Genomic DNA, 15,382 nt, shown 5'->3' with positions numbered 1-15,382 from the left:
AAGTTTATATGTTTTTGAATGAATTATACTTAAACTCCGAAATAATATCATCTGAAGTTGTAATGAGCTTGGCCCCTTGTTGAATCAAATGATTGCATCCCTCAGAAAGCGGAGAGTCCAGCCTCCCGGGGAGCGCATAAACATCTCTTCCTTCATTCAGACTTATTTCTGCGGTGATCAGAGAGCCGCTTTTCCGGCTTGCCTGTGTGACTAAAACAGCTGAAGTCATACCGCTGATGATTCTGTTTCGCATTGGAAAGTGCCAGCGCTGCGGACGGGTATTCGGGGGGTGTTCAGACACAAGCAAATGCTTCCTGATCATAAACTTAGCTAAATTCCGGTTAGAAGCAGGATAGATATGCCCAAAACCACCACCGATTACTCCGACCGTATCTCCCCCTAATGTAATTGTTAACCGATGGGCAAACTCGTCGGCTCCGGCAGCCAGCCCGCTGACTGTGATGAAATTTTCCTCTAACAATTGCGGAAGAAGTCTTTTTAATGCCGAAGTTGTATATTCATCCGCTTTTCTTGAACCGACAACAGCGATTTTTTTCTCTTTCGCCAGCAATTCTAATCGCCCTGCATAAAACAATACCCAAGGCGGATCGAATATATTCTTCAGCAATGGAGGATACTCCTTATCAAGGAGCGTGATAAATCCAATATCTTCATCCTCATATTGCTTCATCTTTTGAAATGGGTCGAATGAATGGAATTGATGGTAAAAAGTGCGGACTTTGTTTGGTGGGATAGGCAGGATATTACATAACTCTGTGTAAGTAAGACGGGGGATTTCCTCTAGGCTTGAGGTGGCTTGAACAAGCCGGTGGATCGACTTCCAGCCGATACTGTCACAGTGCTGCAGAGTAAAAAGGATATTTCTGTCTACTTTCATTATTACCTCCTGATTTAAAGAAAATTATTCAATTTACAAGGAAATTTTAATTATAGAAAAACTCACAGACAGATAAGGAATATTTAAATAAGCTGATTGGAAAAAGGACTGAATACCAATATTCAGTCCTTTTTCTAATATATTAATGAGTTTTACATTTATCGTAAATGCCTTGGTCTTTTAATACCTTGATCAGAGTTTCACCCATATCAGAAGGAGTAGGAGCCACTTCGATTCCACACTCGTTCATTACACGGATTTTCTCATCTGCTGTACCTTTACCGCCGGAAATGATGGCGCCTGCGTGGCCCATGCGCTTTCCTGGAGGTGCAGTACGTCCGCCGATGAAGCCGACAACCGGTTTTGTCATGTTGGCTTTAACCCACTCTGCAGCTTCTTCTTCAGCTGTACCGCCGATTTCACCGATCATGATCACTGCATACGTATCTTCATCTTCATTGAATGCTTTCAACACGTCGATAAAGTCAGTTCCATTAACCGGGTCTCCGCCAATACCTACAGCTGTGGATTGTCCAATGCCTTCCTGAGACAGCTGGTGTACCGCTTCATACGTCAATGTACCGGAACGGGAAACCACCCCAACATGGCCTTTCGTGTGAATGTATCCAGGCATGATACCGATTTTGCACTCATCAGGAGTGATGACGCCAGGACAGTTAGGTCCTACAAGACGAGTCTTTTTGCCTTCCATGTAGCGCTTCACTTTCACCATGTCCAGAACCGGAATATGCTCTGTAATACAGATTGCAAGATCCAATTCAGCATCTACCGCTTCAAGGATTGCATCTGCAGCGAATGGTGCAGGAACATAAATTACTGAAGCATTCGCGCCTGTTTCTTTTTTAGCTTCCTCAACTGTATTGAATACAGGAACTCCTTCAACTTCAGTTCCGCCTTTTCCTGGCGTTACACCAGCAACGATCTGCGTACCGTATTCAAGCATTTGCTTTGTATGGAAAAGAGCAGTCGAACCAGTAATACCTTGAACAATAACTTTTGTATCTTTATTAATAAATACGCTCATTAGTCCTCCGCCTTTCTTATCCTACTTGCTCAACAATTTTTTGTGCACCGTCCGCCATAGATTGGGCGGCAATGATATTCAAGCCTGATTCGTTCAGGATTTTCTTACCTAGGTCAACATTCGTTCCTTCGAGACGAACAACCAATGGAACTTTAAGCTCCACTTGTTTAGCAGCTTCCACAACACCTTCAGCGATGATGTCACATTTCATGATTCCACCGAAAATATTAACGAAGATACCTTTAACATTTTCATCTGAAAGGATGATTTTGAATGCTTCAGTAACTTTCTCAGCTGTTGCACCGCCCCCAACATCAAGGAAGTTGGCAGGGTCTCCGCCGTAGTGCTTAACGATATCCATTGTAGCCATTGCAAGGCCTGCACCGTTAACCATGCAGCCGATGTTTCCATCCAATGAGATATAGCTCAGGTCATATTTAGATGCTTCAATCTCTTTTGCATCTTCTTCTTCAAGGTCACGAAGTTCTAATACATTTTTTTGGCGGTATAATGCGTTTGAATCGAAGTTAAACTTCGCATCCAATGCCATTACATTTCCGTCTCCTGTTACAACAAGAGGATTGATTTCCACGATGGAAGCATCCTTTTGGACATATACATTGTAAAGTCCCAGCATGAACTTAGCCGCTTTATTGACAAGTTCTTTCGGGATATTGATGTTGAAGGCAATACGGCGTGCCTGGAAACCAGTCAAACCGACTACAGGATCAATATACTCTTTAAAGATCTTTTCAGGAGTCTCTGCAGCAACTTCCTCAATTTCTGTACCGCCTTCTTCTGAAGCCATTAATACCACTTGTGAAGTTGCACGGTCAAGAACCAAACCAACATAGTATTCTTTCTTGATATCACAGCCTTCTTCGATAAGTAAGCGCTTTACTTCTTTACCTTCCGGCCCAGTTTGGTGAGTTACCAGTGTTTTTCCCAGCAGCTCTTCTGCATATGTACGTACTTCATCAAGACTCTTTGCGATTTTAACTCCGCCTGCTTTTCCGCGGCCTCCTGCGTGAATTTGTGCTTTAACTACATAAACACTCGAATCCAGCGTTTGTGCCGCTTCCACCGCTTCATCCGGAGTAAAAGCCACTTTACCGTTAGGTACAGCTACCCCATTATTTCTGAGGATTTCTTTACCTTGATATTCATGGATATTCATTTTCCATCCTCCTATCAAACTCTTTCAAAAATAGACTGCGCTTTCATTGTATAAAATGAGAGTATATATGTCTACCAATTTGCAAAAAATATTATATCAATTTAAAAATTCAGAAACGAGAGCCTTTGGAAAGTTACTGTTTTAAAGTGTAACCCTTGGAAAACGTTATCTTGGAAAAATAAACAGTGGTGCTGGATTGGGTTTCTTAATAAAACCTGTGATAAGCCATTTTGAAAATATTCTTTCAATTTCTTGTCCTTTTGATTTATTTTAATGAATTTTGGTTGGGCTCTTCCCGGGTTTGTGGCCTTGAGAGCTTCCCTCAAAACACTTTCAAATGGATTTTTTCTGGTTTGTGACCTTGAGAGCCTCCCTCAAGACACTTCGGACTGGCTTTTATCTAGCTTGTGGCCTTGAGAGCTTTCCTCAAGACACTTTGGACTGGCTTTTATCTAGCTTGTGGCCTTGAGAGCTTTCCTCAAGACACTTTGGACGGGCTTTTATCTAGCTTGTGGCCTTGAGAGCTTTCCTCATGATACTTTGGACTGGCTTTTATCTAGCTTGTGGCCTTGAGAGCTTTCCTCATGATACTTTGGACTGGCTTTTTTCTAGTTTGTGGCCTTGAAAGCTTGCCTTAAAACACTTTTAAAAAATTCTACCATCGTTCACCGGGAACTCAAATCACCCTGCCATTTATCAAAATTTTGATAAGAACAAAAAAAGCTGGGGATACTAGAATAAGTACCTCAGCTTCTTTTCGCTTCCCTGTCCACTCTGTAAAGAAAGGCAAAAATTTCTGCCACTGCCTGATACAACTCTTCCGGGATTGATTCATTAATATCCAGGTTGCCGAGCAGTTCAACAAGGGTTCGGTCTTCCTGGATTGGGATATCATGTTCCTTGGCTCTCTCAAGGATATTTTCTGCAATCAATCCCCTCCCTTTAGCCACAACCTTTGGCGCCTGTTGCTTTTCTGCTTCATACTGAAGGGCGATCGCTTGCTTTCTCTTATTCTCGTTTTCTTTACTCATACTTTCAAATCCAATCCAGAATATGAAAGATCTCCCGTCATCTTTTGGTAAACTTTCTTTGCAGGCACCGTTTCATCAGGAACTTTGAAGTTGATGGCGGAAGTTTTATATCCCAATTTTTCCAGCCCTTCTTTCATGACAAGAGAGAATGGGGCCGATATTTCTTTTAACAAAGGGTTGTCATTATATATATTCAAAGAAATAACCTTGTTTTGTACAGCCATATCGACAATTACTTCTTTAATGGTTGCTAATTCTAAATAGAACAATACACGGCAGAATTCGGGATCGATCTGGCCTTTTTCTGTTTTCCTTCCCGACCATTGAAAGGTCACGTCCGTCTTTTGATTCATCCATGAAAGAGGAACCTGATAAACGATATGCTGCAAAGGACCGTTCTCTCCGGACAACATCGCCTGGCCATTCAGCCTGAAGATCAGCTTTTCTGCCGATTCCCTCAACTCCCCGGGAGGAAGTTCCTGCAAGAGGGAAATCAAAGCCGGTTTCAAAGATTCATTAAGTGACCTTTCTGCAGGGACTCCCGCAGCCAGTTTTGCCTCATGGTTGATCCCAAGGCGTGCGATAAGGTCTTTTATAATGTCAGGAAGGTTGTCTTTATGAAGTCCGGCTGCATTGCCATCCTCCGTGAATAAAAGCTGGTGAAGAAGCCTGAGGGCCGGCTGTGCGGGCGGGACACTTTGTGACAGCTGCTGCACGGTATGCGAAAAATTTGAGACTGCCTGTTTTTCTTTTCCGGCATGTAAACCGAATAAAAGATTAAATTTGTCGCTTGCACTCAATTGAAGGCCCGACCCTTGTTGCAGAAGCAGCCCCTCGCTCTTCTGAATTAAGGATATTGAGTCCTGACTTGAAAAATCCCCTGAATTCACCCCTTTTAAAGCCGCTTGAACTTCTTTTAGCAGTCCATTCATATTGCTGTCAAGAGCCTTACTTCTTGACATGAATTCTAACAGAATCGTTAATTTGTCCTTTATTTGAGTCGGAGAAGGACTGCTGTTTAGAAATGGGGCTAAAGGCTGTTTTGACAATCCTTCCTTTCCCGGAGAAGTTGTCACACTTTCCAGCGTATTCTGCTCAGGAATCAGTCCTGTCAACTGCAATAGCTTCAATGCAGCAGATCTCTGCGAGTCACTTGTCTTGGGGTTCATTAACATTTCTGATGCCTGGGCTGAGACTTTTTGAAATAAGGTAGTGTTCTCAACTTCTTTAATACTATTAAAAATTCTCAGGACAGTTTGTACATCAGCAGATTTATGATCACTCTTTTGTAAAGCCGTTTCAAGCCCTTGCATAAGAGCGGAAATGGGCTCCATGCTTTTTCCCTGTAAATAGAAATGGTATAAAGACTTTGTGACCGGGAGCTGGTCTCCCTTTAGTTTAACGATCGCTTCAATACCTGACTGTTTGTCCGGTGTGTTTGTAAGCAGCTCATTTAAGGTGGCAAGTTCTGATTTCGAAAAGGGCAGAGAATTTTTCATTAAAATGGTCACTAGGTTTTTAAGGCTTCCCCCTTTTGGGAGCTGTAAATCGTTCAATAACTTTTCCGCAAGAGCTGAGACTGGTGCCTTGGTTTCTGAAGGGATCAGAGATATGGTTTTGAGCTTCAATACACCTTCCTGAAGCTCCGTTTGAAATAAATATTGATTCCCTGCCGCAAGAGGTGCTTCCAGCTTTGCAATGGTTTTCTGGCCATTGTAAACTATTTCGGCCATTCCTTCAGGAAGAAGTTTATTCACCTTCCCCAAAATCACCTGGCCCTCCGACAATGTCACAGGATTTTGTGATTTAAATGATGTCAGAAACGAATTATTTTGTATGCTTCGCCCAATCATATACTCACCTTCTCTGCTTTTACGTTAGCTCCTTCACAGGTGCAAAGGACTTTCGATGAATCGGGGTTGGTCCCAATTTTTTCAATCCTTCAAGATGCTCTTTGGTTCCGTAACCCATATTATTTTCCAGCCCATAACCCCTGTACACACGAGAATATTCTTCCATCATCCTATCTCTTGTCACTTTCGCCACAATGGAGGCTGCTGCAATAGAAATACTTCGGGCATCCCCTTTTATCAATGACATTTCGGGATAGGGAGATCCAAGGTCCATGGCATCGACCAATAAATGATCAGGATTCACGGATAAATTGTTCACTGCTGCTATCATTGCTTTTTTGGAAGCCTGGTAGATATTCAGTTCATCAATTTCCTGGGACGAGATAATGCCTGTTCCCCAGGCGACTGCCTCTTCCGTAATAAACTGGTAGAATGCTTCCCGCTGTTTTTCTGAGAGCTTTTTTGAATCATTAATGCCGGGCAGGCGGAACTCAGGTGGAAGAATGACAGCTGCTGCTACGACAGGCCCCGCCAAGGGACCCCTGCCTACTTCATCTATTCCGGCAATTCTTTCGAAGCCCTGGACCCTCAGTTCATTTTCAAAGCTACTCATCCGGGCAAACTCTGCCTCTAATGCCTTTTGCTGAGCCCGGGCACTATACCATTTGGAGATGATTTTCTGAATTCCCTTTCTTTCATCTTGTAAAAAAGACTGAAAGAGCGCATCTTCTTCGTCTGTAATTTTTTTTATGATGTCTTCTGCTTCTGCAATTGTATATTTTCCTGGCATAATATTCTCCTGTTTACTATGTATGAGTATTCCTTACTTATATCGGCATAAGCTGGTTGAAAATAAACAAGCTGATTCTATAAGGATAAAATCCACCTATGGAATCAGCTTGTATGTACTATTCTTGTTCACTAAATTCTCCTGGGATATCAAACGTCAGCTTACCAAGACGCTCACCCCGTATATCACGGACAATCAAGTCTGAGGTCTTATCATAATCCACACCGCCGCCTGCAATAAGACAGCCTCTCATGGTGCCGATCTTATCAAACACTTCCACAATTTCTTCTGGGAAAGAATCAATGCCGTATCGATCTTCCAGGCGTTTTGGATAATGTGTTTCTAAAAAGCGCAATCCATACACAGCGATATCCTGCAGGTTCAAAATGGTATCTTTAATCGCTCCGGTCAAGGCGAGTTTATAACCAACTTCTTCATCTTCGAATTTCGGCCATAAAATCCCCGGCGTATCCAGAAGTTCCATTTCTTTTCCTACCTTGATCCATTGCTGCGCTTTGGTCACTCCGGGCGTATTGCCTGTTTTGGCAATATTCTTCTTTGCCAGTCTATTGATCAGAGTGGATTTTCCGACATTCGGAATCCCTACGATCATTGCCCTGATCGCTCTGGGCTTCATCCCTTTCGCTCTCATCCGGTCAAATTTTTCTCTCAGGATGTCTTTTGAGGCCTTGACAATATCCCCCAGGCCTGTCCCTCCCTGCGCATTGACGGCCAGAGCCTTGATTCCTCTTTCGGAAAAGTAGCTGATCCACTGATCCGTCAGCATCTTATCCGCCATGTCTGCCTTGTTTAAAAGAACCAGGCGGGGCTTTTGCTGTACGACTTCATCTATCATTGGATTTCTTGAAGAAATCGGTATACGGGCATCTACGAGCTCGATAATGATATCGACGAGCTTCAATTTCTCCGTTACCTGCCTTCTTGCCTTCGCCATATGTCCCGGAAACCATTGAATAGTCATACCATCACCTCCAAAAAATAATTTAACTACCTCTTCTTACTTAATGACTTCTATATCTTTGATCGGCCAGTAAATGATATTGGTACTCCCGATGACTTCATCGACATCCACAACGCCAATATGACGGCTGTCCTTACTGAAACGGCGGTTATCCCCCATTACAAAAAGGGTGTTTTCCGGAACCGTATCCTGCCCGATTTTTTCTTGAAGCGTAAAATCTTCCGTTAAGAGACCGCCATCGATCTGTTCCTTATATTCTTCCAAATAAGGTTCATCGTATGCTTTGCCATTAATATAAAGGACATCATTTTTATACTCAATGGTATCCCCAGGAAGTCCGATTACACGCTTAATATAATCCTTTTGTTCCGGTGCATGAAAAACAATGATATCAAACCTATCAGGTTCTCCCACACTATAGCTCAATTTGTTCACAATCATCCTGTCACCGTTATGTAAGGTCGGCATCATTGACAACCCATCCACGACTATCGGGGTAAATAAAAAGTAACGGATCAGTGCAGCAAGGCCGACTGCTATCAATAATGCTTTAGTCCATTCCCACAGCTCATTTTTCTGCTTGGCCACCGGGTTCCCCTCCTGTGTCTCAGTTTTTCTTCATACCTTATTATTCTACAAAAAATAGACACGTTTTACATCTGATAACCTTAAAAATAGGATATAATATGCAGTTAAAATGTTTTAACAAGGCTACCTTCTAAAACTTTGTTGATATTTACTTTAAAGTTCATGAGATATAGCGATAATTCATAGAAGTTATCCTGGTAAGCAAAGGAGAAAAGAGCTATTCATCTTGTTCAGTTAGATATGCCTTTGTACCAAGGGAAAAATCCGGACATTTGGATTTTTCCGATAGCCACAATCTATACGAATACAGCCTTTAACAATGACAAAAGGAGCTTGTCACCAAGCTCCTTTTCATCTTTAAATTATCGAATTTCTTTGATACGAGCAGCTTTACCGCGCAGGTTACGCAAGTAGTAAAGTTTCGCACGACGGACTTTACCGCGGCGGACAACTTCAAGCTTCGCAATTTTTGGTGTGTGTACAGGGAATGTACGCTCAACACCAACACCATAAGAAATTTTACGAACTGTGAACGTTTCGCTGATTCCGCCACCACGACGGCTGATTACTACACCTTCGAATACCTGGATACGCTCGCGAGTACCCTCAACGATGTTAACGTGTACGCGAACTGTATCACCAGGACGGAAAGATGGTAAATCAGAGCGAAGTTGTTCTTTTGTAATTTCTTCGATTAATTTGTGCATCTATTTCATCTCCTTCCACCAGATGCTCTTACAAAATCGATTTATTGCAGCGGAACATCCTAATCGATGACCCGGCAGATAAATATCTGATCAAGTCACAAAGGTAATAATACCATATCAATCATTGTGAATCAACTAGTTTCTATCACTTTTCCATTCTTCCAGCCATTTTTTTTGGCGTTCATTCAACTCTTTGTTTTCCAGCAAATCCGGCCTTCTATCATATGTTCTTCTCAGAGACTCTCTTTCACGCCACTCTTCAATCAGCTTGTGGTTGCCCGATATCAATTCCGGTGGAACCTTCATCCCCCTGAAATCAGAGGGCCTTGTATAATGAGGGTGCTCAAGAAAACCTGACGAGAAAGAATCCAGGACAGGTGAGTCTTCATTTCCTAGGACCCCGGGAAGGAGCCGGACAACACTGTCTATAATAACCATGGCTCCAAGCTCTCCACCTGTCAGGACAAAATCCCCTATGGAAATCTCGTCGGTTACCACATGCTCACGAATCCGCTCGTCGTAACCCTCGTAATGCCCGCAGATGAAAATTAAGTGATCCTCTTCAGCAAGCTCTTCCGCTTTGCTTTGGTCATATCGCTCTCCCTGAGGACAAAGCAGGATGACACGGGGTTTCTTCTCGTCTTCTTCCTCGCGCGAAAGAGACTCAACCGCATCAAAGATCGGCTGGGGTTTAAGAACCATCCCTGCTCCACCGCCGTATGGATAGTCGTCTACCTGCCCGTGTTTGTTAGCAGCAAATTCACGGAAGTTTACTACGTTATATTCGACGGCACCTTTTTCACTTGCTTTTTTCAGGATAGACTCACCAAATACACCACTGAACATAGAAGGGAACAAAGAAAGAACATCGATTTTCATCATGATAGGAGTCCTTCCATTGGCTCGATGATAATTATTTTATCCTCTACATCGATATCCTTTACCACGTCATCAATGTATGGGATAAGAACCTCTTTGCCCTTCGTTCCTTTTACAACCCAGACATCATTAGCTCCTGGAGTCAGGATTTCTTTGATGGAACCGATCTCTTCACCATCCGTTGTTTTCACTTTACAGCCGATGATCTCATGGAAGTAATACTCGCCCTCATCCAAGTCACCCAGCTGGGTTTCATTGACTTTGAGCACCCCATTTTTAAATGGTTCAACTTCACTGATGTCCTTGTATCCCTCGAATGTCAGCAAATCAAAATTTTTATGTTTGCGGTGGGCTTCAATCGTCAGTTCCACAGGCCCCTCTTCTTTTTCTGAAAAAAGATAAAGCCTGCTTCCGGGCTGATATCTTTCATCGGGAAAATCAGTCCGCGATATGACCCTGACTTCTCCCCTGACACCATGAGTATTTACTACCTTGCCTACGTTAAACCATCTCTCCATCTATATCACCTCTAACGTATTTCACTTATGTATCCATCTTTTATAACAATTGTCCGCGAAGAATTCTTCTCTTCCCAATTGTCCCCAACTTCCACTTCAACAATCCCTTGAATCTCTTTATCCTTCAACTCACTCCCAAGAGGCAGAACGTGCAGCTGATCGATCTGGAAGTCAGTAAGCTTGATCTTTTCCATTCGTAATTCGATTTCTTTCTCAAAGTGAGACTTAAGTTTCTGCGAAGAATACTTTTTGGTTTTTTCCATCTTTTTCAGCTCAAATTTTAGCTGATCACATTCTTTTTGCAGTTGAAACTTCTTTCCCTCATACTGTTCCAGCAGCACTTCCTTGCTTGCTTCCGTAAGAACCTGGTTTACGGTGACATTCTGGAGAATCTTCATCTTCACGCCTCCTGTGAATGTGTTCTATCTATTTCTTTTCTTCCTTTAAACTCATCTTAGTCATTATATGAATCAATTCTCTATCAAGTCTTGCAGCCATCTTCATCCTTGTCCGCATCTTGAACCACAAACTTTGCGAATACAGCCTTCTATAAAAAGGTATGTAAAAAGGGAGGTTTTTTTCTCCTCCCTTTAGTCACTTATATGTTTGGACAAGCGCGCAGTCCCTCTATTAATTTTTTAAAAATAGAAGACTTGCACGTTATGCCCGCTCTTGCTGTTTATTCTGCGATTTCTAGAAAGACTCTCTTTTTTTCATGTGATCCTGCCGCCGCATAAACCACTGTTCTAATCGACTTTGCCACTCTCCCTTGCTTGCCGATCACTTTACCCATATCTTCAGGGTGAAGCATGAGCTTGTATGTGATCGACTCATCCTTTTCCTCAACATGTACTTCTACATCTTCAGGCCGGTCCACAAGGGGAGACACTATCGTTAAGATCAAATCTTTCATTCTTTCCACAATTACTTGCTGTTTTTAGCGTTGTGGAATTTTTCCATGATACCTTGTTTAGAGAAAAGGTTGCGGACTGTGTCAGATGGTTTAGCACCATTTTGCAGCCATTTAAGAGCAAGCTCTTCATTGATATCAACTACAGCTGGTTGAGCAACCGGGTTGTAAGTTCCAACTGTTTCGATTTGACGTCCATCACGTGGTGAACGAGAATCTGCTACTACAATACGATAGAAAGGAGACTTTTTAGCTCCCATACGTTTTAAACGAATTTTTACTGCCATGTTTAAAGCACCTCCGAATAGTTTTACACAAGTAGATATATTATCAGTGTGTATTTTGTTTGTAAAGTGTTTTTTCTTAACAGTTGAATTTTCTTTATAACCATTAAGATACTAATCTAACATAAACGGGAATTTCATGCCTTTTTTCTTGCCTTTACCCTGCATCCCGCTCATTTGTTTCATCATTTTTTTCATGTCTTCAAATTGTTTCAGTAAGCGGTTGACTTCCTGGATATTCCTTCCGCTCCCTCTTGCAATTCGTTTTTTCCTGCTGGAATTGATGGTTTCTGGATGCTGCTTCTCTTCTTTGGTCATGGATTGAATGATCGCTTCGACATGACTAAGCTGTTTTTCATCCACCTGAAGCTTATCCAGGCCTTTCATTTTGTTGGCACCGGGCATCATCTTGATCAATTCATCAAGTGGGCCCATCTGCTTAACTTGTCCCAGCTGTTCAAGAAAGTCCTCAAAGGTAAAGGACATTGTCCTCATTTTCTTCTCAAGCTCTTTTGCTTTTTCTTCATCCACATTGGCTTGTGCCTTTTCAATCAGCGACAGCACATCTCCCATTCCCAGGATACGGGAAGCCATTCTTTCAGGATGAAACGGTTCAAGTGCATCGAGCTTCTCACCCATCCCGACAAATTTAATCGGTTTCTCCGTTACAGATCTGATGGAAAGTGCCGCACCGCCTCGTGTATCCCCATCGAGTTTTGTCAGGACCACTCCTGAAATTCCCAATGATTCATTAAAACTTTGAGCGACATTGACGGCATCCTGCCCGGTCATCGCATCGACAACAAGAAAAATTTCATCCGGATTCGCTAGTTCCTTGATATCTTCCAATTCACCCATCAGTTTTTCATCAATATGAAGACGTCCGGCTGTATCAATCAGAACATAATCATGGTGCTCTTCCTTTGCTTTCTCAATTGCCTGCTTGGCAATTTCCACAGGACTTACCTGATCGCCTAAAGAGAAAACGGGCAGACTCAATTGTTTTCCAAGAGTCTCCAGCTGCTTGATTGCCGCCGGACGATAAATATCTGCCGCAACCAGCAATGGTTTGCGGTTATATTTCTTTCTCAGAAGGTTGGCGAGCTTACCGGTGGTCGTTGTTTTACCTGCACCCTGAAGACCGACCATCATGATGACGGTAGGAGGACGCTTGGCGACAGCGATCTGGCTTTGCTCTCCCCCCATTAATTCGGTAAGTTCCTCTTTAACCACTTTGATGACCTGCTGACCCGGTGTCAGGCTTTGCATGACTTCCTGGCCGACAGCCCTTTCACTTACCTTCTTAACGAACGTTTTTACTACTTTGAAGTTTACGTCTGCCTCAAGCAATGCAAGACGGACTTCACGCATCATTTCTTTTACATCCGCTTCATTGACTTTCCCTTTTCCGCGGATCTTCTGAATTGTGCCTTGCAGTCGGTCGGCTAATCCTTCAAATGCCATAGTGCCGCCTCCTAATCCAATTTCTCGAGCTTTTCGAACAGCTCTTCAAGTTCCGACGTTTTATTGTCATTTGTATTAAGCAACTGTTTGATTTCCCGCAAAAGCTTGCTGCGCTCTTGAAACTTCTGAAATAATAAAAGCTTTTCTTCATATTCTTCAAGCATAGCTTCTGTACGCTTGATATTGTCATAAACTGCCTGGCGGCTGATCTCATATTCTTCAGCGATTTCGCCCAGAGAAAAGTCGTCCAAGTAGTAGAGGGACATATAACTGCTTTGCTTAGGAGTTAAAAGCGACTGATAGAAATCATACAGATAGTTCATACGGGTCGTCTTCTCCAGCATCTCTCTTTCCCCCTTGTGTTAAGTGAAAAACCTTTACATTGGCATGATACAGAGTTTTCGTTAGATTGTCAAGTCCAAAGGGAAGCAGGCACAGTTAGAGGTTTCGAGCTGTGGGTGGGTGTTGGGTGTTTGGAGATTGGTTGCCAGCGCTGCCGGCGTAGGGACCTTCAGTGGGTATGAATGATTCATGAGAGACCCCGATTCTGGTTTCCCTTCTTTTTTGGTCTTATGAATGCTTCATGCGACCCCCTAATTCCGGTTTTTCTTCTTTTTTGGTCTTATGAACACTTCATGAGGCACCCTAATCTTGGGTTCTCTCCTTTTTTGGTCTTATGAACCCTTCATGAGGCACCCTAATTCCGGTTTCTCTTCTTTTTTGGTCTTATGAACCCTTCATGAGGCACCCTAATTCTGATTACTCTCCCTTTTTGGTCTTATGAACCCTTCATGAGGCACCCTATTTCTGGTTTCTCTCCCTTTTTGGTCTTATGAACCCTTCATGAGGCACCCTATTTCTGGTTTCTCATCTTTTTTGGTCTTATGAACCCTTCATGAGGCACCCTATTTCTGATTTCTCTCCCTTTTTGGTCTTATGAACACTTCTTCATGAGGCACCCTAATTCTGGTTTCTCTTCTTTTTTGGTCTTATGAACCCTTCATGAGGCACCCTAATTCTGGTTTCTCTCCCTTTTTGGTCTTATGATCACTTCTTCATGAGGCACCCTATTTCTGGTTTCTCTTCTTTTGTGGACTAATGAACCCTTCATGAGGCATGGCACTACTAATTGTGTCAAACATCTCAATAAATTTCATCAAGCAATGGGTATCACTCCTATTCAAAATAGCTGCGTCAAAAAAACCGCGATAAGCACTTTCACTTATCGCGGTTACGGTCATATTCTTATTCTTCTTCCTCTTCAACTTCTTCTTCATCAACGATGTTGGAGAACAAGCCATAAACGTATTTTTCAGCATCGAACGGCTGAAGATCATCGACTTTTTCACCAAGGCCGACAAATTTGACAGGAATTTGAAGTTCGTTTCTGATTCCAATGACAATTCCGCCTTTGGCCGTTCCATCCAGCTTGGTGAGTACAATTCCAGACACATCTGTTGCCTCTTTAAACGTCTTCGCTTGTAGAAGGGCGTTCTGGCCTGTTGTTGCATCCAGAACAAGAAGCACTTCGTGAGGAGCTCCAGGGATTTCCCGCTCAATGACTCTTTTCACTTTTTGCAATTCGTTCATCAGGTTGACTTTATTCTGCAGGCGGCCTGCTGTATCGCATAAGAGAATATCTGCATTCTTAGCTTTGGCGGATTGAACAGCATCATAAATGACGGCAGCCGGATCGGAACCTTCCGAGTGCTTGATGACCGGAACGCCGGTCCTCTCTCCCCAGACTTCCAGCTGATCAATGGCACCGGCACGGAATGTATCACCGGCGGCCAGCAGTACATTCTTCCCCTGCTCTTTGAACATATGGGCCATTTTACCGATTGTCGTAGTCTTACCTACACCGTTGACTCCGACAAACAGGATGACCGTCAACGTATCCTCCTGAATGTTCAGCTCACTAGAAGCTCCGTCGTCTCCTTCGTAAATTTCTACCAATTTTTCAGAGATAACGCTTTGCAGATCCCTTGTATCCTGGATGTTTCGGCGTTTGGCCTCAAATTTCAATTGGTCGACCAATTCCATAACAGTATCGAATCCGACATCTGCACCGATGAGGATTTCTTCCAGCTCCTCAAAAAAGTCTTCGTCTACTTTACGGTACCTTGCAACAAGATCATTCACTTTAGACGTAAAGTTGTTTCTTGTTTTAGATAGACCGTCTTTAAACTTATTCGTTACAGTATCTTGTGAGGATGTAAATTTCTCTTTTAATTTCTTAAAAAAACTCAACTCTAA

Annotated in this window: 17 protein-coding genes; all 17 read right to left on the bottom strand. The window is 42.8% G+C overall.

The window, feature by feature from the left end; genetic code table 11:
* Nucleotides 1-4 precede the first annotated feature (4 nt).
* Nucleotides 5-898 carry a DNA-processing protein DprA gene (gene dprA, locus V1502_RS07230; RefSeq protein WP_409253688.1) on the bottom strand — a complete coding sequence of 298 codons (894 nt, stop codon included), beginning with the start codon at nucleotides 896-898 and terminating at the stop codon, nucleotides 5-7.
* 142 nt (nucleotides 899-1,040) lie between these two features.
* Nucleotides 1,041-1,943: a succinate--CoA ligase subunit alpha gene (gene sucD, locus V1502_RS07225; RefSeq protein ID WP_409253687.1), complete on the bottom strand. Its 903-nt coding sequence runs from the start codon at nucleotides 1,941-1,943 to the stop codon at nucleotides 1,041-1,043.
* A gap of 16 nt (nucleotides 1,944-1,959) precedes the next feature.
* Nucleotides 1,960-3,120, bottom strand: a complete 1,161-nt coding sequence (gene sucC / locus V1502_RS07220) for an ADP-forming succinate--CoA ligase subunit beta (RefSeq protein ID WP_409253686.1) — start codon at nucleotides 3,118-3,120, stop codon at nucleotides 1,960-1,962.
* Between the two features lie 746 nt (nucleotides 3,121-3,866).
* Complete coding sequence (locus V1502_RS07215) at nucleotides 3,867-4,151, bottom strand: FlhB-like flagellar biosynthesis protein (RefSeq protein ID WP_409253685.1); 285 nt, start codon at nucleotides 4,149-4,151, stop codon at nucleotides 3,867-3,869.
* Entirely contained in the window at nucleotides 4,148-5,917 is a 1,770-nt protein-coding gene (locus tag V1502_RS07210) for a hypothetical protein (protein ID WP_409253684.1), read from the bottom strand. Before V1502_RS07210 ends, V1502_RS07215 begins: the two co-directional genes overlap by 4 nt.
* A gap of 106 nt (nucleotides 5,918-6,023) precedes the next feature.
* The gene (locus tag V1502_RS07205) at nucleotides 6,024-6,794 is read right to left on the bottom strand and encodes a ribonuclease HII (RefSeq protein ID WP_409253683.1); all 771 of its coding nucleotides are present in this window, start codon (nucleotides 6,792-6,794) and stop codon (nucleotides 6,024-6,026) included.
* Between the two features lie 118 nt (nucleotides 6,795-6,912).
* On the bottom strand, nucleotides 6,913-7,776 hold the full coding sequence (gene ylqF / locus V1502_RS07200; protein ID WP_409253682.1) for a ribosome biogenesis GTPase YlqF: 864 nt from the start codon (nucleotides 7,774-7,776) through the stop codon (nucleotides 6,913-6,915).
* Between the two features lie 36 nt (nucleotides 7,777-7,812).
* Complete coding sequence (gene lepB / locus V1502_RS07195) at nucleotides 7,813-8,364, bottom strand: signal peptidase I (protein WP_409253681.1); 552 nt, start codon at nucleotides 8,362-8,364, stop codon at nucleotides 7,813-7,815.
* Nucleotides 8,365-8,726: 362 nt separating this feature from the next.
* The gene (gene rplS, locus V1502_RS07190) at nucleotides 8,727-9,071 is read right to left on the bottom strand and encodes a 50S ribosomal protein L19 (RefSeq protein ID WP_409253680.1); all 345 of its coding nucleotides are present in this window, start codon (nucleotides 9,069-9,071) and stop codon (nucleotides 8,727-8,729) included.
* Between the two features lie 135 nt (nucleotides 9,072-9,206).
* Nucleotides 9,207-9,950 carry a tRNA (guanosine(37)-N1)-methyltransferase TrmD gene (gene trmD, locus V1502_RS07185; RefSeq protein ID WP_409254300.1) on the bottom strand — a complete coding sequence of 248 codons (744 nt, stop codon included), beginning with the start codon at nucleotides 9,948-9,950 and terminating at the stop codon, nucleotides 9,207-9,209.
* Nucleotides 9,950-10,468: a ribosome maturation factor RimM gene (gene rimM / locus V1502_RS07180; protein ID WP_409253679.1), complete on the bottom strand. Its 519-nt coding sequence runs from the start codon at nucleotides 10,466-10,468 to the stop codon at nucleotides 9,950-9,952. The genes trmD and rimM overlap by 1 nt, the downstream gene beginning before the upstream one ends.
* Before the next feature lie 11 nt (nucleotides 10,469-10,479).
* Nucleotides 10,480-10,866: a YlqD family protein gene (locus V1502_RS07175; protein WP_409253678.1), complete on the bottom strand. Its 387-nt coding sequence runs from the start codon at nucleotides 10,864-10,866 to the stop codon at nucleotides 10,480-10,482.
* A gap of 281 nt (nucleotides 10,867-11,147) precedes the next feature.
* Complete coding sequence (locus tag V1502_RS07170; RefSeq protein ID WP_409253677.1) at nucleotides 11,148-11,381, bottom strand: KH domain-containing protein; 234 nt, start codon at nucleotides 11,379-11,381, stop codon at nucleotides 11,148-11,150.
* 11 nt (nucleotides 11,382-11,392) lie between these two features.
* On the bottom strand, nucleotides 11,393-11,665 hold the full coding sequence (gene rpsP, locus V1502_RS07165) for a 30S ribosomal protein S16 (RefSeq protein ID WP_119545936.1): 273 nt from the start codon (nucleotides 11,663-11,665) through the stop codon (nucleotides 11,393-11,395).
* 111 nt (nucleotides 11,666-11,776) lie between these two features.
* The gene (gene ffh, locus V1502_RS07160; RefSeq protein ID WP_409253676.1) at nucleotides 11,777-13,126 is read right to left on the bottom strand and encodes a signal recognition particle protein; all 1,350 of its coding nucleotides are present in this window, start codon (nucleotides 13,124-13,126) and stop codon (nucleotides 11,777-11,779) included.
* An 11-nt stretch (nucleotides 13,127-13,137) separates the two neighbouring features.
* Nucleotides 13,138-13,470 (bottom strand): putative DNA-binding protein, encoded by a 333-nt coding sequence (locus V1502_RS07155; RefSeq protein ID WP_409253675.1) that lies wholly within the window; start codon nucleotides 13,468-13,470, stop codon nucleotides 13,138-13,140.
* Nucleotides 13,471-14,371: 901 nt separating this feature from the next.
* Nucleotides 14,372-15,376 (bottom strand): signal recognition particle-docking protein FtsY, encoded by a 1,005-nt coding sequence (gene ftsY / locus V1502_RS07150; protein WP_409253674.1) that lies wholly within the window; start codon nucleotides 15,374-15,376, stop codon nucleotides 14,372-14,374.
* Between the last annotated feature and the right edge of the window lie 6 nt (nucleotides 15,377-15,382).

Origin of the sequence: Rossellomorea sedimentorum (genome assembly GCF_046237645.1) — a bacterium.
GTDB lineage: Bacteria > Bacillota > Bacilli > Bacillales > Bacillaceae_B > Rossellomorea > Rossellomorea sedimentorum.
This window is presented reverse-complemented; position numbering and strand designations above follow the sequence as displayed.

What these genes read in the sequence shown, in the direction of transcription:
- trmD (WP_409254300.1), bottom strand. Translation starts at nt 9,950, where the DNA reads ATGAAAATCGATGTTCTTTCTTTGTTCCCTTCTATGTTCAGTGGTGTA.
- rpsP (WP_119545936.1), bottom strand. Translation starts at nt 11,665, where the DNA reads ATGGCAGTAAAAATTCGTTTAAAACGTATGGGAGCTAAAAAGTCTCCT.
- dprA (WP_409253688.1), bottom strand. Translation starts at nt 898, where the DNA reads ATGAAAGTAGACAGAAATATCCTTTTTACTCTGCAGCACTGTGACAGT.
- V1502_RS07155 (WP_409253675.1), bottom strand. Translation starts at nt 13,470, where the DNA reads ATGCTGGAGAAGACGACCCGTATGAACTATCTGTATGATTTCTATCAG.
- V1502_RS07215 (WP_409253685.1), bottom strand. Translation starts at nt 4,151, where the DNA reads ATGAGTAAAGAAAACGAGAATAAGAGAAAGCAAGCGATCGCCCTTCAG.
- sucD (WP_409253687.1), bottom strand. Translation starts at nt 1,943, where the DNA reads ATGAGCGTATTTATTAATAAAGATACAAAAGTTATTGTTCAAGGTATT.
- V1502_RS07205 (WP_409253683.1), bottom strand. Translation starts at nt 6,794, where the DNA reads ATGCCAGGAAAATATACAATTGCAGAAGCAGAAGACATCATAAAAAAA.
- sucC (WP_409253686.1), bottom strand. Translation starts at nt 3,120, where the DNA reads ATGAATATCCATGAATATCAAGGTAAAGAAATCCTCAGAAATAATGGG.
- rimM (WP_409253679.1), bottom strand. Translation starts at nt 10,468, where the DNA reads ATGGAGAGATGGTTTAACGTAGGCAAGGTAGTAAATACTCATGGTGTC.
- V1502_RS07175 (WP_409253678.1), bottom strand. Translation starts at nt 10,866, where the DNA reads ATGAAGATTCTCCAGAATGTCACCGTAAACCAGGTTCTTACGGAAGCA.
- V1502_RS07170 (WP_409253677.1), bottom strand. Translation starts at nt 11,381, where the DNA reads ATGAAAGATTTGATCTTAACGATAGTGTCTCCCCTTGTGGACCGGCCT.
- ffh (WP_409253676.1), bottom strand. Translation starts at nt 13,126, where the DNA reads ATGGCATTTGAAGGATTAGCCGACCGACTGCAAGGCACAATTCAGAAG.
- rplS (WP_409253680.1), bottom strand. Translation starts at nt 9,071, where the DNA reads ATGCACAAATTAATCGAAGAAATTACAAAAGAACAACTTCGCTCTGAT.
- ylqF (WP_409253682.1), bottom strand. Translation starts at nt 7,776, where the DNA reads ATGACTATTCAATGGTTTCCGGGACATATGGCGAAGGCAAGAAGGCAG.